This window comes from Streptomyces chengmaiensis (assembly GCF_029846775.1).
GTDB classification, from domain to species: domain Bacteria; phylum Actinomycetota; class Actinomycetes; order Streptomycetales; family Streptomycetaceae; genus Streptomyces; species Streptomyces chengmaiensis.
Genome location: NZ_JARWBG010000011.1, coordinates 84,621 through 103,752, shown reverse-complemented (window position 1 = coordinate 103,752; position 19,132 = coordinate 84,621). Strand labels below are relative to the sequence as shown.

20 protein-coding genes are annotated in these 19,132 nt (G+C 71.2%); 18 read left to right on the top strand and 2 right to left on the bottom strand.

Annotation, left to right across the window (positions count from 1 at the left end):
* Positions 1 to 245 precede the first annotated feature (245 nt).
* From infA to truA, 7 genes are all read left to right on the top strand, one after another.
* Entirely contained in the window at positions 246 to 467 is a 222-nt protein-coding gene (infA, locus tag QCN29_RS12225; protein WP_003956442.1) for a translation initiation factor IF-1, read from the top strand.
* A gap of 60 nt (positions 468 to 527) precedes the next feature.
* Positions 528 to 641, top strand: coding sequence for a 50S ribosomal protein L36 (gene rpmJ / locus QCN29_RS12220; protein WP_003956441.1), 114 nt, complete (start codon positions 528 to 530; stop codon positions 639 to 641).
* A 216-nt stretch (positions 642 to 857) separates the two neighbouring features.
* A complete protein-coding gene (rpsM, locus tag QCN29_RS12215; RefSeq protein WP_240135336.1) occupies positions 858 to 1,238 on the top strand; it encodes a 30S ribosomal protein S13 in 381 nt (126 codons plus the stop codon).
* Between the two features lie 68 nt (positions 1,239 to 1,306).
* Positions 1,307 to 1,711, top strand: coding sequence for a 30S ribosomal protein S11 (gene rpsK, locus QCN29_RS12210; RefSeq protein ID WP_003948617.1), 405 nt, complete (start codon positions 1,307 to 1,309; stop codon positions 1,709 to 1,711).
* Between the two features lie 155 nt (positions 1,712 to 1,866).
* Positions 1,867 to 2,889, top strand: coding sequence for a DNA-directed RNA polymerase subunit alpha (locus tag QCN29_RS12205; RefSeq protein ID WP_003956430.1), 1,023 nt, complete (start codon positions 1,867 to 1,869; stop codon positions 2,887 to 2,889).
* 454 nt (positions 2,890 to 3,343) lie between these two features.
* Positions 3,344 to 3,832, top strand: coding sequence for a 50S ribosomal protein L17 (gene rplQ, locus QCN29_RS12200; RefSeq protein ID WP_279927898.1), 489 nt, complete (start codon positions 3,344 to 3,346; stop codon positions 3,830 to 3,832).
* A gap of 126 nt (positions 3,833 to 3,958) precedes the next feature.
* On the top strand, positions 3,959 to 4,834 hold the full coding sequence (gene truA / locus QCN29_RS12195) for a tRNA pseudouridine(38-40) synthase TruA (protein ID WP_279927897.1): 876 nt from the start codon (positions 3,959 to 3,961) through the stop codon (positions 4,832 to 4,834).
* On the opposite strand, the gene QCN29_RS12190 is transcribed toward truA, so the two are convergent.
* A complete protein-coding gene (locus QCN29_RS12190) occupies positions 4,790 to 5,740 on the bottom strand; it encodes a hypothetical protein (protein ID WP_279927896.1) in 951 nt (316 codons plus the stop codon). The two genes, truA and QCN29_RS12190, sit on opposite strands and share 45 nt — an antisense overlap.
* A gap of 55 nt (positions 5,741 to 5,795) precedes the next feature.
* Between QCN29_RS12190 and QCN29_RS37325 the strand changes: the two genes are divergently transcribed.
* The 4 genes from QCN29_RS37325 (at position 5,796) to glmM (ending at position 10,482) form a co-directional block, all read left to right on the top strand.
* Positions 5,796 to 7,481: an ABC-F family ATP-binding cassette domain-containing protein gene (locus tag QCN29_RS37325; RefSeq protein ID WP_279927895.1), complete on the top strand. Its 1,686-nt coding sequence runs from the start codon at positions 5,796 to 5,798 to the stop codon at positions 7,479 to 7,481.
* 490 nt (positions 7,482 to 7,971) lie between these two features.
* Positions 7,972 to 8,415 (top strand): 50S ribosomal protein L13, encoded by a 444-nt coding sequence (gene rplM / locus QCN29_RS12180; protein WP_240135331.1) that lies wholly within the window; start codon positions 7,972 to 7,974, stop codon positions 8,413 to 8,415.
* Positions 8,416 to 8,455: 40 nt separating this feature from the next.
* Positions 8,456 to 8,971: a 30S ribosomal protein S9 gene (rpsI, locus tag QCN29_RS12175; protein ID WP_240135330.1), complete on the top strand. Its 516-nt coding sequence runs from the start codon at positions 8,456 to 8,458 to the stop codon at positions 8,969 to 8,971.
* 152 nt (positions 8,972 to 9,123) lie between these two features.
* Complete coding sequence (gene glmM, locus QCN29_RS12170; protein WP_279927894.1) at positions 9,124 to 10,482, top strand: phosphoglucosamine mutase; 1,359 nt, start codon at positions 9,124 to 9,126, stop codon at positions 10,480 to 10,482.
* Positions 10,483 to 10,647: 165 nt separating this feature from the next.
* Here glmM and coaA read toward each other — a convergent pair whose 3' ends face one another.
* Entirely contained in the window at positions 10,648 to 11,643 is a 996-nt protein-coding gene (gene coaA, locus QCN29_RS12165) for a type I pantothenate kinase (RefSeq protein ID WP_279927892.1), read from the bottom strand.
* A gap of 191 nt (positions 11,644 to 11,834) precedes the next feature.
* Here coaA and QCN29_RS12160 point away from each other — a divergent pair, with 191 nt between their 5' ends.
* The 7 genes from QCN29_RS12160 (at position 11,835) to alr (ending at position 19,123) form a co-directional block, all read left to right on the top strand.
* Positions 11,835 to 12,863, top strand: a complete 1,029-nt coding sequence (locus QCN29_RS12160; RefSeq protein WP_279927891.1) for an ATP-binding cassette domain-containing protein — start codon at positions 11,835 to 11,837, stop codon at positions 12,861 to 12,863.
* Between the two features lie 2 nt (positions 12,864 to 12,865).
* Positions 12,866 to 13,675, top strand: a complete 810-nt coding sequence (locus QCN29_RS12155; RefSeq protein ID WP_240135326.1) for an ABC transporter permease — start codon at positions 12,866 to 12,868, stop codon at positions 13,673 to 13,675.
* Positions 13,676 to 13,714: 39 nt separating this feature from the next.
* Positions 13,715 to 13,951 (top strand): hypothetical protein, encoded by a 237-nt coding sequence (locus QCN29_RS12150; protein ID WP_279927890.1) that lies wholly within the window; start codon positions 13,715 to 13,717, stop codon positions 13,949 to 13,951.
* Between the two features lie 80 nt (positions 13,952 to 14,031).
* Complete coding sequence (gene glmS, locus QCN29_RS12145) at positions 14,032 to 15,879, top strand: glutamine--fructose-6-phosphate transaminase (isomerizing) (RefSeq protein WP_279927889.1); 1,848 nt, start codon at positions 14,032 to 14,034, stop codon at positions 15,877 to 15,879.
* Entirely contained in the window at positions 15,876 to 16,244 is a 369-nt protein-coding gene (locus QCN29_RS12140) for a holo-ACP synthase (RefSeq protein WP_240135323.1), read from the top strand. The genes glmS and QCN29_RS12140 overlap by 4 nt, the downstream gene beginning before the upstream one ends.
* 77 nt (positions 16,245 to 16,321) lie before the next feature.
* Positions 16,322 to 17,791 (top strand): NAD(P)H-hydrate dehydratase, encoded by a 1,470-nt coding sequence (locus tag QCN29_RS12135; protein ID WP_279927887.1) that lies wholly within the window; start codon positions 16,322 to 16,324, stop codon positions 17,789 to 17,791.
* Between the two features lie 21 nt (positions 17,792 to 17,812).
* Entirely contained in the window at positions 17,813 to 19,123 is a 1,311-nt protein-coding gene (alr, locus tag QCN29_RS12130; protein WP_279927886.1) for an alanine racemase, read from the top strand.
* Positions 19,124 to 19,132: the final 9 nt, after the last annotated feature.

The window sequence follows — 19,132 nt, the reverse complement described above, 5'->3', positions numbered from 1 at the left end:
GCCGGCGGACGGAGTCCGCCGCAGCCGCTCGAAGCCTGTGAGGCGCCCCGGCCCCTTGGGCTGAGCTCCCCCGTGTTGCGTACACCCACAGCTTAAGAATCTTGTACGTTGGGCAGACTCCCCGGATTCGTCTTTTCCGGGAGCCTCACGTAGACTGATGCGTCGGCTCTCGTGTATCCGCATGCCCTCAAGGGGGAGGCGGTCCCACGGGAGCTGATCAAGGTAGCCGATCCGAAGGGCGAAGCGTGGCCAAGAAGCAAGGTGCCATCGAGATCGAGGGCACCGTGATCGAGTCCCTCCCGAACGCCATGTTCAAGGTGGAGCTCCAGAACGGTCACAAGGTCCTCGCGCATATCTCCGGCAAGATGCGTATGCACTACATCCGTATCCTTCCGGACGACCGGGTCGTCGTGGAGCTCTCTCCGTACGACCTGACGCGTGGACGGATCGTCTACCGCTACAAGTAGATCTTGCCGCCGTCCCTGTTCCATGGGGCGTAGGCACTGACCCGGAGAACCTCACATCCCATGAAGGTCAAGCCGAGCGTCAAGAAGATCTGCGACAAGTGCAAGGTGATCCGCCGCCACGGCCGGGTCATGGTCATCTGCGACAACCTGCGCCACAAGCAGCGCCAGGGCTGACGCACGACCATCACCGCCTCGCACGCGAGATCGCAGTTCTTCGCGCGACGCACCACATGTACATACGCAGGGCCCGCCTGGCCAGTGCACCGCACAACGGCCGGCGACACCTCCGGCGGAGGCCGGAGACCAGGCCGTACCACTCTCCTCACGGGGAGGGCCGGCGGCCGTGGAACGGCTCTGCGGAAGACCTCCGCATATCAACAGGAGCCATGAATGGCACGCCTTGAAGGCGTTGACCTCCCGCGCGACAAGCGCATCGAGGTCGCCCTCACCTACGTGTTCGGCATCGGGCGCACCCGGTCCCAGGAGACCCTCGCCGCCACCGGTGTCGACCCCAACACCCGTGTTCGTGACCTGGCCGAAGAGGACCTGGTCAAGATCCGCGAGTACGTGGACGTCAACTTCCAGACCGAAGGTGACCTCCGCCGCGACATCCAGGCCAACATCCGCCGCAAGGTCGAGATCGGCTGCTACCAGGGTCTGCGTCACCGCCGCGGCCTGCCGGTCCGCGGTCAGCGCACCAGCACGAACGCCCGTACCCGCAAGGGACCGCGTCGCGCCATCGCCGGCAAGAAGAAGCCGGGCAAGAAGTAGTCCGCAGCCAGGACGCTCACCAGCGGTCTTCGCTGTAGGACCGACCACCTCCCCGTAGGAGTAAAAGGATGCCCCCCAAGGGACGTCAGGGCGCAGCCAAGAAGGTGCGCCGCAAGGAAAAGAAGAACGTCGCTCACGGCCACGCGCACATCAAGAGCACGTTCAACAACACGATCGTGTCGATCACCGACCCGACCGGCAACGTGATCTCCTGGGCCTCCGCCGGCCACGTCGGCTTCAAGGGCTCGCGCAAGTCCACCCCGTTCGCCGCGCAGATGGCCGCCGAGTCGGCCGCGCGCCGCGCGCAGGAGCACGGCATGCGCAAGGTCGACGTCTTCGTGAAGGGTCCCGGCTCCGGCCGTGAGACCGCGATCCGCTCCCTCCAGGCCACCGGCCTCGAGGTCGGCTCCATCCAGGACGTCACCCCGACGCCGCACAACGGCTGCCGTCCGCCGAAGCGCCGCCGCGTCTGACGCGCGCATCGCTTCACCTGGGTGTTCCGGGCGGTACGGCTCGCAAGGGCCGTGCCGCCCGTACCCTTGCAGTACGCAGCACGCGCAGCCGTGCTGCGCAGTACCCGTCGGGCGTCAAATAGCGGGCGCCCACGACTGAAGGATCTGATCCACACATGCTGATCGCTCAGCGTCCCTCGTTGACCGAAGAGGTCGTCGACGAGTACCGCTCCCGGTTCGTCATCGAGCCGCTGGAGCCGGGCTTCGGCTACACCCTCGGCAACTCCCTCCGCCGTACGCTCCTCTCCTCGATCCCGGGTGCGGCGGTCACGTCCATCCGCATCGACGGCGTTCTGCACGAGTTCACCACCGTGCCGGGCGTCAAGGAGGACGTCACCGACCTCATCCTGAACATCAAGCAGCTGGTCGTGAGCAGCGAGCACGACGAGCCGGTCGTGATGTACCTGCGCAAGCAGGGTCCGGGCCTGGTCACCGCCGCGGACATCGCGCCGCCGGCGGGTGTCGAGGTGCACAACCCCGACCTGGTGCTCGCCACGCTGAACGGCAAGGGCAAGCTGGAGATGGAGCTGACCGTCGAGCGCGGTCGCGGCTATGTCTCCGCCGTGCAGAACAAGCAGGTGGGCCAGGAGATCGGCCGTATCCCGGTCGACTCCATCTACTCGCCGGTGCTCAAGGTCACCTACAAGGTGGAGGCGACCCGTGTCGAGCAGCGCACCGACTTCGACAAGCTGATCGTCGACGTCGAGACCAAGCAGGCCATGCGTCCGCGCGACGCCATGGCGTCGGCCGGCAAGACGCTGGTCGAGCTGTTCGGTCTGGCGCGCGAGCTCAACATCGACGCCGAGGGCATCGACATGGGCCCGTCGCCGACGGACGCCGCCCTCGCCGCCGACCTGGCGCTGCCGATCGAGGAGCTGGAGCTCACGGTCCGCTCGTACAACTGCCTCAAGCGTGAGGGCATCCACTCCGTGGGCGAGCTCGTCGCGCGCTCCGAGGCGGACCTCCTCGACATCCGCAATTTCGGCGCGAAGTCGATCGACGAGGTCAAGGCGAAGCTGGCCGGCATGGGCCTGGCCCTGAAGGACAGCCCGCCCGGATTCGACCCGACCGCCGCGGCGGACGCCTTCGGGGCGGACGACGACGCGGACGCGGGCTTCGTCGAGACCGAGCAGTACTGAGCAGCCTCCCGCAGGGTTGCGGGGCCCACACACGTGGGCCCCGCAACCCTGCGGGCCGGCTCTCCTTTCCGGGGCTCCGCCCCGGGACGCTGTGCCGGCTCCGCCGGCACGGTTTCCCCGGCCCTCCGGGCTGCGGGAGGTCGCCCGGCTGCGCCGGGTGCGTCTTCGGGCCTCTGGGCCGGGGTGGTCTGCGGGGCGCGGAAGGGCGCCGCGAAGGCGCCGGCGGGCCGGTGCGGGTCTCCTGCGCCGTGAGAAGGACGCACCAGCCAGGTGCGCAGCGCCCCCCTCGCGGGGCGGGCCGGCCGCAGGCCGGAAGTGCAGGTCCCGGGCGGCAGCCCGGGTGGACAAGGACTTCCCCGGTCACCGACCGGGGGTGCGCGAGGGGCCGCAAGCCCCTCGCACAGGCTGACATCGGTACCTGATACGGCCGGTGCAGATCACAAGGAGAAGAACCATGCCGAAGCCCGCCAAGGGCGCCCGTCTGGGCGGCAGCGCCGCGCACGAGAAGCTGCTTCTCGCGAACCTCGCGAAGTCGCTCTTCGAGCACGGCCGCATCACCACGACCGAGGCCAAGGCCCGCCGCCTGCGTCCGGTCGCGGAGCGTCTGATCACGAAGGCGAAGAAGGGCGACATCCACAACCGTCGCCAGGTGCTGCAGACGATCACGGACAAGGGCATCGTCCACACGCTCTTCACCGAGATCGCTCCGCGCTACGCCGAGCGCCCGGGTGGCTACACCCGTATCACCAAGATCGGCAACCGTCGCGGCGACAACGCCCCGATGGCCGTGATCGAGCTGGTCGAGGGTGAGATCGCCAAGAAGGCGACCGTCGCCGAGGCCGAGGCCGCGACCAAGCGCGCGGTGAAGGAGGCCGAGCAGGCCGCCGAGGCTCCCGCCGAGGAGGCCGCCGAGGCTCCCGCCGAGGAGTCCAAGGAGGCGTGAGCCTCCAGCCCCCGCGCAGCGGGGGCGATCGCCGGGCCCGGCGGGGCAACGGCTGACGGACGGGCCCGCACCCCTCCCGGGGGCGGGCCCGTTCCGTGTGTGCAGAGGTTTGAGAGGATCGGTCGCGTGAGCGATGAGGTGGAGCCCGGCTTCGTACGGGTGCGGCTGGACCTGTCGTACGACGGCAGGGACTTCTCCGGCTGGGCCAAGCAGGCCCGCGGCCGGCGGACCGTCCAGGGCGAGATCGAGGACGCCCTGCGCACGGTGACCCGCTCCTCGCAGACGTACGAGCTGACCGTCGCGGGCCGCACCGACGCGGGCGTGCACGCCCGCGGACAGGTCGCGCACGTCGATCTGCCCGGGGAGGTCTGGGCCGAGCACCGGGAGAAGCTGCTGCGGCGGCTGGCCGGGCGGCTCCCGCACGACGTCCGCGTCTGGAGGGCGGCCGAGGCCCCCGCCGGGTTCAACGCCCGCTTCTCGGCGATCTGGCGGCGCTACGCCTACCGGGTGACCGACAACCCGGGCGGCGTCGACCCGCTGTTGCGCGGCCACGTCCTCTGGCACGACTGGCCGCTGGACGTCGACGCCATGAACGAGGCGGCCCGCGGCCTGGTCGGCGAGCACGATTTCGCCGCGTACTGCAGGAAGCGCGACGGCGCGACCACCATCCGGACTCTTCAGCAGCTCCGCTGGGAGCGGGACCCCGCATCCGGGATCCTCACCGCGACCGTGCGGGCGGACGCCTTCTGCCACAACATGGTGCGCTCGCTCGTCGGCGCGCTGCTGTTCGTCGGCGACGGTCACCGGTCGCCCGACTGGCCGGCGAAGGTGCTGGCCGCAGGTGTGCGGGACTCGGCCGTACATGTGGTGCGGCCGCACGGCCTGACCCTGGAAGAGGTCGGCTACCCGGCCGACGCGCTGCTGGCCGCCCGCAGCCTCGAGGCCCGCAACAGGCGGTCACTGCCCGCCGGCGTTCCCGGCGGGGGCGGTGGCTGCTGCTGAGGCCTGTGCCTCGCCGCGGCGGACGATCTGCCGGAAGGTGAACTCCGCCACGTCGTCACCGCTCTGGAAGGCATTGGAGTCGCCCTTGGTGACGGACTTGGGCGTGGTGTAGCCGGTGGCGGTGAAGTAGGCGTAGCGCCCGTAGTGGTTGGCGGTGAAGCGGCAGACCGGGCCTCCCTTGCAGAAGGCGGGGACGCCTGCGCCGGGCAGGGGGGCGATGCTGCCGGCGGACTGCTCCACGGCCTTCTTCGCCGTGGCCTCCGTCTCGAAGAGGGCGACGCCGACGGTGACGGCGATGCCGTCCCGTGTGTATGTGGCGCGCAGCACCCGCTCGCAGCTGTTGGCGGTCAGGACCGTGCCGAGTCCGCCCTTGGCGACGGCCGCGCAGTTCTCGGTGTCGCCGGTCGCGCCCTTGAGATAGCCGCGGTCGCCCATGGTGAGCCGCTTGCCGGGGAACAGCGAGTCGGTGTTCAGCGGCGCCTTGTCCTTGTCGGCGCTGGAAATGAACTCCTTGGGGTCGGGCGGCGGCAGCGGGGCGACGGAGGAGAAGGACGGCTCGGGCTGCGCCGTGTCGGACGACAGGTCCGGGGGTTCGGGACGCTGCCCGGTGCTCGTGCCGCCCGCGCGCTTGTCGTCGTCGGCGCCGTCAGCGGTGACGATCGCGGTCGCGACGATGCCGCCGACCGCGGCGGCGGCGAGCGCACCCCCGCCGATCAGCAGCCAGCGCTTGCGGCGGGCGCGGGTGGCGGAGGCGTCGGCGAGCGCGGCCCAGTCAGGCGTCTGGGACTCGCCCCCCAGGGGGTCGGACGCCGGCTGCCCGTAGGGGTTGTGCGGATTGAACCGGTGTTGCGGCTGCTGCTGTGATCCTCCGGGGCTCCACTGAGGTCCCCCCTGCCCAAAGCTCATGCCGCGCATCCTAAACCTGTTGGGGGAGACCGGTCCGCCCGGTCAGAATCGGCGCATGGGACATCTTGAAGCCGCGCATCTGGAGTACTACCTGCCGGATGGGCGGCCGCTGCTGGCCGATGCCTCGTTCCGGGTGGGCGAGGGCGCGGCAGCCGCTCTGGTGGGACCGAACGGGGCGGGGAAGACGACGCTGCTGCGGCTGCTGGCGGGGGAGCTGCAGCCGCACGGCGGGTCCGTGTCCGCGAGCGGCGGGCTGGGGGTGATGCCGCAGTTCGTCGGCTCGATGGGGGCGCCTCCCGTGCCCGGAGGGCTACGGGGGAGGGACGAGCGGACCGTGCGGGACCTGCTGGTGTCGGTGGCCCCGCCGCGGATCCGGGAGGCGGCGGCAGCCGTCGACGAGGCCGAGCATCTGATCCTGACAGTCGACGACGAGGCCGCGCAGATGCGGTACGCGCAGGCCCTCAGCGACTGGGCGGAGGCGCGCGGGTACGAGGCGGAGACGCTGTGGGACGTCTGCACGACGGCGGCGCTCGGCGTTCCGTATGAGAAGGCGCAGTGGCGCGAGGTGCGCACGCTGAGCGGCGGCGAGCAGAAGCGGCTGGTGCTGGAGGCGCTGCTGCGGGGCCCGGACGAGGTGCTGCTGCTGGACGAGCCGGACAACTATCTGGATGTCCCCGGCAAGCGGTGGCTGGAGGAGCGGCTGGCCGAGACCCGTAAGACGGTGCTGTTCGTCTCGCACGACCGGGAGCTGCTGGCGCGGTCGGCCCAGAGGATCGTGGCCGTGGAGCCGGGGCCCGCGGGGTCGGATGTGTGGGTGCACGGCGGGGGCTTCGGGACGTTCCACGAGGCTCGGCGGGAGAGGTTCGCGCGGTTCGAGGAGCTGAAACGCCGCTGGGACGAGGAGCATGCGCGGCTGAAGGCGCTGGTGCTCCGGCTGCGGCAGCAGGCGGCGAACAGTCCGGACATGGCCTCCCGCTACCGCGCGATGCAGACCCGGCTGAAGAAGTTCGAGGACGCCGGGCCGCCGCCGGAGCCGCCGCGGGAGCAGGACATCCGGATGCGGCTGCGCGGCGGGCGCACCGGGGTGCGGGCGCTGACCTGCGCGGGGCTGGAGCTGACCGGGCTGATGAAACCGTTCGACCTGGAGGTCTTCTACGGGGAGCGGGTCGCGGTGCTGGGCTCGAACGGCTCGGGGAAGTCCCATTTCCTGCGGCTGCTGGCGGGGGAGCCGGTGGCGCACGACGGGGAGTGGAAGCTGGGTGCGCGCGTGGTGCCCGGGCATTTCGCCCAAAATCTCCCCCATAGCCCTCCGGGCATGGGAGGTACCCCCATCCACCCCGAGCTGCTGGGGCGTACGCTCGTCGACATCCTGTGGACCGAGCATGCCAGGGACCGGGGCGGGGCGATGAGCGCGCTGCGGCGGTACGAGCTGGAGCGCCAGGGCGACCAGGTGTTCGAGAAGCTGTCCGGCGGGCAGCAGGCCCGCTTCCAGATCCTGCTGCTGGAGCTCGCCGGCACGACGGCCCTGCTCCTCGACGAGCCGACGGACAACCTGGACCTGGAGAGTGCTCAGGCCCTGCAGGAGGGGCTGGAGGCGTATGAGGGGACGGTGCTGGCGGTGACGCACGACCGGTGGTTCGCACGCTCGTTCGACCGCTTTCTGGTCTTCGGCGCGGACGGGCGGGTCCGGGAGACGGAGGGGCCGGTCTGGGACGAGCGGAGAGTCCGGCGAGCGCGCTGAGCCTCGCGGGGCGCTCCGGGGTCTGCGGCCCGGCGTGACCGACCGGACCCCGGCGTACCCGGGACCCGACGCGACCGGCCCCGGCGACCGGACCCAGGCGCATCCGAGACACCGGGGCGTCCGCGAACGGGGTGCCCGCGACCGGGGTGCCCGAGACTCGACGTGAGCCGAGCACGGAGACCGGACCCCGGCGCACCCGGGACCCTCACGCATCCGAGACACCGGGGTGTCCGCGACCGGGGGCCTGCCCGCACCCCAGCCGGAGGCGTCACCGTCGTTTTGACCCCGGGCCGACGGTCCGGCTATTCTTCTGGTTCGTTATGCGTATTGGCTTGCTCTATCTCACGTGACGGGCCCTTACGCCGGTCCACCGGGCCGATGACCAGCGGCAGGCACGCGGTTTGCGTCACCGCAGTGCTGCCAAGGCTGTCGTGATCGTCCGGGTGGCCTTGTCAGGACCCCATTCACTGAAGAAGCGAAGGCTACGACCGTGCGTACGTACAGCCCCAAGCCCGGCGATGTGACGCGCCAGTGGCACATCATCGACGCGCAGGACGTTGTCCTGGGCCGTCTGGCGACCACCGCCGCAACCCTTCTGCGGGGCAAGCACAAGCCGATCTATGCTCCGCACGTTGACGCTGGTGACTTCGTCATCATCATCAACGCCGATAAGGTGCATCTCTCCGGCAACAAGCGGACCCAGAAGATGGCGTACCGCCACTCCGGCTACCCGGGTGGTCTGCGCTCCGTCCGCTACGACGAGCTGCTTGAGAAGAGCCCCGAGAAGGCCGTCGAGAAGGCCGTCAAGGGCATGCTCCCCAAGAACAGCCTGGGCCGTCAGATGCTCTCGAAGCTGAAGGTCTACGCGGGCGACCAGCACCCGCACGCTGCCCAGCAGCCGGTCCCGTACGAGATCACCCAGGTCGCGCAGTAAGTCCGGCCACCCCTAAGACGAAGAGAATCTGAGGAGAATCGTGGCCGAGACCACCGCTGAGCAGCCTCTCGACGAGACTGTCGACATCGAGCAGTACACCACCGAGACCGAGGTCCCGCTCGAGGGCGAATACACCACCGAGTCCCTGGCGTCCCGCTTCGGCGAGCCGCAGCCGGCCGCCGGCCTGGGCCGTCGCAAGAACGCGATCGCCCGTGTCCGGATCGTTCCCGGTTCCGGCAAGTGGAAGATCAACGGTCGCACCCTTGAGGACTACTTCCCGAACAAGGTGCACCAGCAGGAAGTGAACGAGCCCTTCAAGGTGCTCGAGCTCGAGGGCCGCTACGACGTCATCGCCCGCATCGCGGGTGGCGGCGTCTCCGGCCAGGCCGGCGCCCTGCGCCTCGGCGTGGCCCGCGCCCTGAACGAGGCGGACGTGGAGAACAACCGCGGCGCCCTGAAGAAGGCCGGCTTCCTCCGCCGCGACGACCGCGCGGTCGAGCGCAAGAAGGCCGGTCTGAAGAAGGCCCGCAAGGCCCCGCAGTACAGCAAGCGCTAATCACGCGCTGGCCTGCAACGGCTACTGGAACGCCCCGGCGGCACTCCGTGCTGCCGGGGCGTTCGTCATTGACCGGCCCGGGGCGTATAACGGGCGAGTACCCCCCACGGGCCCGGATTTTCGCAGTACGGAGCAACTCTCGGAGGACAGCTGTGGGACGACTCTTCGGCACGGACGGTGTGCGCGGTGTCGCCAATGCGGACCTGACGGCGGAGCTGGCGCTCGGCCTGTCGGTCGCGGCGGCGCATGTGCTGGCCGAGGCGGGGACGTTCGAAGGGCATCGGCCGACCGCGGTGGTCGGACGCGACCCGCGTGCCTCGGGAGAGTTCCTGGAAGCTGCCGTCGTCGCGGGGCTCGCCAGCGCGGGCGTCGACGTGCTGCGCGTCGGCGTGCTGCCGACGCCCGCCGTGGCGTACCTGACCGGCGCGCTCGGCGCGGACCTCGGCGTGATGCTGTCCGCGAGCCACAACGCGATGCCCGACAACGGCATCAAGTTCTTCGCGCGCGGCGGCCACAAACTGGCCGACGAGCTGGAGGACCGCATCGAGGCCGTCTACGAGGAGCACCGGACCGGCGCGCCGTGGGACCGGCCGACCGGGGCCGGCGTGGGCCGGGTGCGGGACTACGACGAGGGCTTCGACAAGTACGTCGCCCATCTCATCGGCGTGCTGCCCAACCGTCTCGACGGGCTGAGGGTCGTCCTCGACGAGGCGCACGGCGCGGCCGCCCGGGTCTCCCCCGAGGCGTTCGCACGGGCCGGGGCCGAAGTGGTGACCATCGGCGCCTCCCCGGACGGCCTCAACATCAACGACGGCTGCGGCTCCACCCACCTGGACCAGCTGAAGGCGGCCGTCGTCGAGCACGAGGCGGACTTCGGCATCGCGCACGACGGGGACGCCGACCGCTGCCTCGCCGTGGACGCGGCGGGCAACGAGATCGACGGGGACCAGATCCTGGCGGTGCTCGCGCTGGCCCTGCGCGAGGCCGGGGCGCTGCGCGGCGACACGGTCGTCGCCACCGTCATGTCGAACCTCGGCTTCAAGCTGGCCATGGAGCGGGAGGGCGTACAGCTGGTGCAGACCGCGGTCGGCGACCGGTACGTCCTGGAGTCGATGAAGGAGCACGGCTACGCGCTCGGCGGCGAGCAGTCCGGGCATGTGATCGTGCTGGACCACGCCACCACGGGCGACGGCACGCTCACCGGCCTGCTGCTGGCCGCGCGCGTCGCGGCGACCGGCCGTCCGCTGGCTGAGCTGGCGGCGGTGATGGAGCGGCTGCCGCAGGTGCTGATCAACGTCAAGGACGTGGACAAGTCCCGGGTGAAGACCTCGGCCGAGCTGGCGAGCGCCGTGGCCGAGGCGGAGCGTGAGCTGGGCGAGACCGGCCGGGTCCTGCTGCGTCCCTCCGGGACCGAGCCGCTGGTGCGCGTCATGGTCGAGGCCGCGGACATCGAGCAGGCGCGGTCGGTCGCGAGCCGTCTCGCCGATGTGGTGAAGTCGGCGCTGGGCTGACCGGTTGACCGGCTGACTGACTGGCTCACCGGCTGACCGGCTGGCTGACTGGCTGACCGGGTGACCGCCTGACCCAGCGTCAAGAGCCGTCGGCCGTACGGCAGGGGCCGCCCCGAGGGGCGGCCCTTCGCCGTGTCGGGGTCGTATGCCGGCTGCCGGCGGCAGTCAGAGCTTGCGCAGCGAGAGGCGCTGGACCTTGTGGTCCGGGCCCTTGCGCAGCACCAGTGTGGCTCGGCCGCGGGTCGGGGCCACATTCTCCAGCAGATTCACCTTGTTGACGGTGCGCCAGGTGGTGCGTGCGTAGTCCATCGCCTCCTCCTCGGAGACCTGGGTGTACTTGCGGAAATACGAGAAGGGGTTCTGGAAGGCCGTCTCGCGCAGTTTGCGGAAGCGGTTGAGGTACCAGTTCTCGATGTCGTCGGCGCGCGCGTCCACATACACGCTGAAGTCGAAGTAGTCGGCCAGACCGACCCGGGTGCGGCCGTCCTTGCCGGGCAGTGCGGGCTGCAGGACGTTCAGCCCCTCGACGATCAGGATGTCCGGGCGGCGGACGGTCAGCACCTCGCCCGGCACTCGGTCATAGATCAGATGGGAGTAGACGGGGGCGGTGACCTCGTCTTTGCCCGCCTTGATGTCGGCGACGAAACGGGTCAGCGCCCGCCGGTCGTAGGACTCGGGAAAACCCTTCCGCGACATCAGTCCGCGGGACTGGAGCTCCTTCATGGGCAGCAGAAAGCCGTCGGTGGTGACCCGCTCCACGCGCGGGTGCTCCGGCCAGCGGGCCAGCAGCGCCTGCAGCAGCCGGGCGACGGTCGACTTGCCGACGGCGACGCTGCCCGCGACCCCTATGACGAAGGGCGTGCCGCGCTGTTCGCCGTGGCCGTCGCCCGCGTCGCCCAGGAACGTGTTGAGCGCCCCCCGAAGACCGGCCGTGGCCTGCACATACAGATTGAGCAACCGGGACAGGGGGAGATAGACGTCCCGGACCTCGTCCAGATCGATGACATCGCCGAGACCGCGCAGCCGCTCGACCTCCTCGGCGGTGAGGGGGAGCGGGGTCCTGTCGCGCAGCGCGCTCCACTCGGCGCGGGTCAGATCGACGTACGGGGTGGGGGCGGGCTCGGCGCGACGGTGGGCGCTTCGTGGCGGCGAAGAGATCACTCAGCCATTGTCGGGGCTGCACGGCGGCTGTGGGCCGTGGGCTCGGTCACGTGCCGCGGGGGGATGTGCTCATCCACGGGCCGTCGACTCGACCGATGAGGAATGTCAGTGGCGTGCGTCACAGTTGTCAGAGGAGTGAGCGCCGACCCCGGTGTTCGCCGCGCGGTGTCCGCCGACCCGAGGGGAATCCCATGACGTACGCGATCCAGGCGGAGGGCTTGGCCAAACGCTTCAAGGAGACCCAGGCGCTGGCCGGAGTCGACCTGGCGGCACACACCGGCACGGTGCTCGGGATGCTCGGGCCCAACGGCGCCGGGAAGACCACAGCCGTCCGGATCTTCGCCACACTGCTGCAGCCCGACGAGGGCAGGGCCGAGGTCGCCGGTCACGACGTGGTGCGGGAGGCGGGCGCGGTCCGGGCGATGGTCGGTCTGACCGGGCAGTACGCGGCAGTGGACGAGAACCTCACCGGCACCGAGAACCTGCTGCTGATCGGCCGACTGCTGGGCATGCCGCGGCGCGACTCCAGGGCGCGGGCGAAGGAGTTGCTGGAGCGCTTTCATCTCACGGAGGCCGCGGGGCGTGCCGTGAAGACGTTCTCCGGCGGTATGCGGCGACGGCTGGACCTGGCGGCCAGCCTCGTCGGACGGCCGAGGATCCTGTTCCTGGACGAGCCGACGACGGGGCTCGATCCGCACAGCCGGGGCGAACTGTGGGACATGCTGCGCGGCCTGGTGGCCGACGGGGTGACCGCACTGCTCACCACCCAGTATCTGAACGAGGCCGATCAGCTCGCCGACCGGATCGTGGTCATCGACAGGGGCCGGGTCATCGCCGAGGGCACGCCGAACGAGCTGAAGGCGCAGGTCGGCGGACAGGTGCTCCAGGTCAGACCGGTGAAACGGGCGGATCTGATGACCGCCCATGTGCTGGTCATGGAGGAGGCGGGGCCGCAGACGCAGATCGAGGGCGATTCGATCACCGTCCCGGTGAAGGATCCGGCGCTGATGCCCGCAGTGGTGCGCAGGCTGGACGGCGAGGGCATAGCCGTGGGCGAGCTGACCCTGCGCCGTTCCTCCCTCGACGAGGTGTTCCTCGCGCTGACCGGGCACCGGGCGGAGCCCCAGCAGCCGGAGGAGCCGTCCGAGGCGGACGAGGCGGCAGCCGTCGCGGGCGCCCCCGGTGAGGGGCGCGAAGGAGCCGAGAGGGCGGTGCGTTAGCCATGGCTGCCACGACGGTCGCCGCTCCGCTGTCCAAGAGCGGGCGGGTGCATCCGCTGGCCGGCCTCCAGCAGACGTTCACGATGGCGTGGCGGAGCCTGGTGGCCGTCAAGCACAACCCCCTGGAGCTGGTGGACTACAGCATCACGCCGATCATGTTCGTTTTTCTGTTCACCTATGTGCTGGGCGGGCAGATGGCCGGCTCGCCCGAGGCGTATCTGAAGTACGCCCTGCCCGGGATCATCGTGCAGAACACGCTGTTCATGACGATGTACACGGCCATGGCGCTCAACACCGACCTGACCAAGGGCGTCTTCGACCGGCTGCGGAGCCTGCCGATAGCCCGCTCCGCGCCGCTCATCGGCCGGATCACCGCGGATCTCGCCAAGCATGTGTGGGCGATGCTGCTGATGATCGGCCTGGGCATGGCACTGGGCTTCCGGATCACCGGCGGCCTCGACGGACTGCTGCTGGGCGGCGCGCTGGTGATCGTCTTCGCCGCCGCGGTGTCCTGGTCCGCCGTGCTGATCGGGATGCTGGCCGGCGACGCGGAGAAGGTGCAGGCCTTCGCCTTCACCCTGATCTTCCCGATCACCTTCACCAGCAGTGCCTTCGTCCGGGTCGAGACGATGCCCGGATGGCTCCAGGCGTGGAGCGACGTCAACCCGGTGTCGCATCTCTCGGACGCCTTCCGGGGGCTGCTGCTGGGCGGGCCGGTCGCCGGACCGGTGCTCTGGTCGCTGGCCTGGGCCGCGGGCATAGCCGTGGTGTTCTATCCGCTGGCGATGCGGGCCTATCGGGCGAAGGCGTGACGGGTTCGCCGCGTCAGGGGCGGTTCGGTCACAGGGGCATTGCGGTCGGGTCCCGGTGCGCCTTGCGGTGATCGTCCCGGCGACAGACGGCTCTACCGTGTCCACGACATATACGACCTGCAGGCCGTCGGCACCTCGCGGGGCCACCTGGTGGTCGTCGCCGAGGGCGGCACACTTGCCCGATTCCTCGACTCCGACGTCGCCAGCGCGGTGATCGGCCAGGACTTCCCGCTGCCGACAGCCGTCGTCGACGCGCAGCTCGCCAAGCTCGGCTGACCGCCTCCCTCCCGACCGCCGTCGGGGCGCTCCGGTCTCGGCTGACCCGGACGCCCCCGGCGTCGTCGTAGGCTGCCGCCATGTGCGGAATCGTGGGTTACGTCGGCGGACAGTCGGCGCTCGATGTAGTCATGGCGGGTCTCAAGCGGCTGGAGTACCGGGGGTACGACTCGGGCGGGGTCGCCGTGCTCGCCGACGGCGGGCTGGCCGCGGCCAAGAAGGCGGGCAAACTCGTCAATCTGGAGAAGGAACTGGTCGACCGGCCGCTGCCGAGCGGCTCGACCGGCATCGGGCACACCCGGTGGGCCACCCACGGCGCACCCAACGACACCAACGCCCACCCCCATCTGGACAACGCCGGGCGCGTCGCCGTCGTGCACAACGGGATCATCGAGAACTTCGCCGCCCTGCGCGAGGAGTTGGCCGAACGCGGCCACACCCTGGCGTCCGAGACGGACACCGAGGTGGTGGCGCACCTCCTCGCCGAGTCGTTCTCCTCCTGCGGCGACCTGGCCGAGTCGATGCGTCAGGTGTGCCGGCAGCTCGAAGGGGCGTTCACCCTCGTCGCCGTGCACGCGGACGAGCCCGATGTCGTCGTCGGCGCGCGCCGCAACTCGCCGCTGGTGGTGGGCGTCGGAGAGGGCGAGTCCTTCCTCGCCTCCGACGTGGCCGCGTTCATCGCCCACACCCGCTCGGCGATCGAACTCGGCCAGGACCAGGTCGTGGAGCTGCGCCGCGACGGTGTCGAGGTCACCGACTTCGACGGCGCCCCCGCGGACGTCCGCTCGTACCACGTCGACTGGGACGCCTCGGCCGCCGAGAAGGGCGGCTACGACTACTTCATGCTGAAGGAGATCGCCGAGCAGCCCAAGGCCGTCGCCGACACGCTGCTGGGCCGTATCGACGCGGCCGGGTCCCTCACCCTCGACGAGATCCGCATCCCCGTCTCCGTGCTGCGCGAGGCCGACAAGGTCGTCATCGTGGCCTGCGGCACCGCCTTCCACGCCGGGCTCATCGCCAAGTACGCCATCGAGCACTGGACCCGCGTCCCGTGCGAGGTGGAGCTGGCGAGCGAGTTCCGCTACCGGGACCCCATCCTCGGCCAGCGCACCCTGGTGATCGCGATCTCCCAGTCGGGGGAGACCATGGACACCCTCATGGCGCTGCGGCACGCCCGGGAGCAGGGTGCGAAGGTGCTGGCCATCTGCAACACCAACGGCTCGACCATCCCCCGTGAGTCCGACGCCGTGCTCTACACGCACGCCGGGCCCGAGGTCGCCGTCGCCTCGACCAAGGCGTTCCTGACCCAGCTTGTGGCCTGCTATCTGGTCGCCCTCTACCTGGGGCAGGTGCGCGGCACCAAGTGGGGAGACGAGATCCTCGCCGTCATCCGCGACCTGGCGCGCATCTCGCACCAGGTGGAGAAGGTCCTCGACACCATGGAGCCGGTGCGCGAACTGGCCCGCTCCCTCGCCGACAAGGACACCGTGCTCTTCCTGGGGCGGCATGTCGGCCATCCCGTCGCGCTGGAGGGCGCGCTGAAGCTCAAGGAACTTGCCTATATGCACGCCGAGGGCTTCGCGGCGGGCGAGCTGAAGCACGGGCCCATCGCGCTCATCGAGAACGACCTGCCGGTCGTGGTGGTCGTGCCGTCGCCGCGCGGCCGCTCCGTGCTCCACGACAAGATCGTCTCCAATATCCAGGAGATCCGGGCGCGCGGCGCGCGGACGATCGTGATCGCGGAGGAGGGCGACGAGACGGTCGTCCCGTACGCCGACCACCTCATCCGCATCCCCGCGACGCCCACCCTGCTGCAGCCCCTGGTGGCGACCGTGCCGCTCCAGGTCTTCGCCTGTGAACTGGCCACCGCCCGCGGCAACGAGGTCGACCAGCCGCGCAACCTCGCCAAGTCGGTCACCGTCGAATGATCATCGGGGTGGGGATCGACGTCGCGGAGATCGACCGCTTCGCCGCGACCATGCGGCGCACGCCGGCATTGGCGGAGCGGCTCTTCGTCCGGCAGGAACTGCTGCTGCCCAGCGGGGAGCGGCGGGGCTTCGCCTCCCTCGCGGCCCGTTTCGCCGCGAAGGAGGCCGTCGCCAAGGCTCTGGGCGCGCCGGGCGGACTCCACTGGACCGACGCCGAGGTCTATGTCGAGGATTCGGGCCAGCCCCGCCTGCGCGTCACCGGCACGGTGGCGGCGAGAGCCTCGGAGCTGGGGGTGCGGGCGTGGCATGTCTCGCTGAGCCACGACGCCGGGGTGGCGTCGGCGGTGGTGATCGCGGAGGGGTAGCCGGAGGCGGGCGGAAGGGGCCCCGTCCGCGGGAGCAAGTCGCCGCACCGGCGCGAGGGCTGCGGCAGACTCAGGGCATGCGTACTGCGTACTGCGTGGAGACCGTCAGGGCCGCAGAGGCCGAGTTGATGGCGCGGCTGCCCGGGGGCGCGCTGATGCACCGCGCCGCAGCGGGCCTGGCCGCGGCCTGTGCCGGGCTGCTGGGCCGCGTGTACGGCGCGCGGGTGGTGGTCCTCGCAGGCAGCGGGGACAACGGTGGCGACGCCCTGTACGCTGGCGCGCGCCTCGCCCGCCGCGGCGCCGGCGTCGCGGCCGTCCTCCTCGCCCCCGACCGCGCCCACCCCGGTGGCCTCGCCGACCTGCTCGCCTCGGGCGGCCGTGTCGCCGACGACCCGTTCGAGGCGCTGGCCGCCGCGGACCTGGTCCTGGACGGCATCACCGGCATCGGAGGCAAGGGCGGGCTGCGCGCCGACGCCGTCCCCCTGGCCCGCGCCGCCCGCGGCTCGAACGCCGTCGTCGTCGCCGTCGACCTGCCCAGCGGGACCGAGGCGGACACCGGCGAGGTCCGCGGCGAGGCCCTGCGCGCCGACGCGACGGTCACCTTCGGCGCGTACAAGCCGGGGCTCCTCGTCGATCCGGCCCATGATCACGCAGGCCCGGTCCGCCTCGTTCCCATCGGCCTGGAGGAGCATCTGCCGTCGGTGCCCGACCTGGAGGCGCTCCAGCACGGGGACGTCGCGCGGCTGCTGCCGCACCCCGCCGCGGAGAGCGACAAGTACCGCAGGGGCGTCGTCGGCGTCGTGGCCGGTTCCGCCCGCTACCCGGGCGCGGCCGTGCTCGCCGTCGCGGGCGCACTGCGCGGCGGGGCCGGGGCCGTACGGTATGTGGGCCCCGGGGCCGACGCGGTGATCGCCCGCTTCCCCGAGAGCCTGGTCCAGGGCGGCCCCCCGTCGAAGGCCGGCCGCGTCCAGGCCTGGGCGGTCGGCCCCGGCCTCGGAGAGGACGCCGAGGGGGCCGTCCGCGATGTGCTGGCCTCCGACGTGCCAGTCCTGGTAGACGCGGACGGTCTGCGGCTGCTGGACCCGCAGACCGTACGGACCCGCGCCGCCCCCACCCTGCTCACCCCGCACGCGGGCGAGGCGGCCGCCCTGCTCGGCGTCTCCCGTGAGGAGGTGGAGTCGGCGCGCCTCGCCTCCGTGCGGGAGCTGGCCGCCCGCTTCGGTGCGACCGTGCTGCTCAAGGGCTCGACGACGCTCGTGGCCGCCCCCGGGGACGCCGCACCGGTGCGGGCCAACCCCATGGGCACGCCGTGGCTCGCCACGGCGGGCAGCGGCGACGTCCTGTCCGGCCTGACGGGCTCGCTCCTCGCCGCGGGCCTCGACGCGCGCGACGCGGGCTCGGTCGGGGCGTACCTCCACGGCCTGGCGGCACGCCTCGCCGCGGCCCGCGGCGGCACTCCGATCACCGCCCAGGAGGTGGCGGACGCGCTGCCGTCCGCCTGCCGGGACGTCCGGAACATCCGGGACGTCGTACCAGGGGTGTCATAACGCTTTGAGACACTGGGCGGGATGAGCCACCAGACACACCAGACACAGCAGCGCGCGCTCCGGGCCCGGGCGGAGATCGACCTCTCGGCCCTGCGCGCCAATGTCCGTGCGCTGCGCGCCCATGCCCCGGGGTCCGCGCTGATGGCCGTGGTGAAGGCCGACGCGTACGGGCACGGCGTGCTGCCCTGCGCCAGGGCCGCCCTCCAGGGCGGGGCGACGTGGCTCGGCGCCGCCCTCCCGGAGGAAGCGCTCGCACTGCGCGAGGCGGGGATCACCGCCCCCTTGCTGTGCTGGCTGTGGACTCCCGGCGGCCCGTGGCGCGAAGCCGTCGAAGCCGGCATCGATGTGTCGGTGAGCGGCCTGTGGGCGCTGGACGAGGCCGCCGCCGCGGCCCGCGCCGCCGGCCGGACGGCCAGGGTCCAGCTCAAGGCCGACTCGGGTCTGGGGCGCAACGGCGCTTCGCCGGCCGACTGGCCGGAGCTGGTCGCGGCCGCCCGCGCCGCCGAGGCCGAGGGCGCGGTCAAGGTCACCGGCCTGTGGTCCCACTTCGCCTGCGCCGACGAGCCCGGCCACCCCTCGATCGCCGCCCAGCTCGACTCCTTCCGCGATCTGGTGGCCTACGGGGAGAAGGAGGGGCTGGATCCGGAAGTGCGGCACATCGCAAACTCCCCGGCGACGCTGACCCTCCCCGAGTCCCACTTCGATCTCGTACGGACCGGAATCGCCGTCTACGGGGTCTCGCCGAGCCCCGAGATCGGCACGCCCGCCGACTTCGGGCTGCGTCCCGTGATGACGCTCTCCGCCTCTGTCGCGCTGGTCAAGCAGGTCCCCGGAGGCCACGGCGTCAGCTACGGGCACCACTATGTGACGGACGGCGACACGGCCCTCGGCCTCGTCCCCCTCGGCTACGCCGACGGCATTCCGCGCCATGCGTCCGGGCGTGGCCCGGTCCTCGTGGGCGGGAAGCGGCTGCGGGTGGCCGGCCGCATCGCGATGGACCAGTTCGTGGTGGACCTCGGGCCGGGCGAGCCCGGCGGGCGGCTTCTCGGGGAGGGCGCGGAGGCGGTGCTGTTCGGGCCGGGCGACCGGGGTGAGCCGACCGCCGAGGACTGGGCGGAGGCGGCCGGCACCATCGGGTACGAGATCGTCACGCGCATCGGCAAGCGGGTTCCGCGCGTCTATCTGCACGAGAAGCACGAGAAGCACGAGAAACACGAGAAGCACGACAAGCACGAGAAGCACGACAAGCACGACAAGCACGAGAAGCACGACAAGCACGACAAGCACGAGAAGCACGACAAGCACGACAAGCACGGAGAGCGCGAGGAGTAGGAGCGGAGG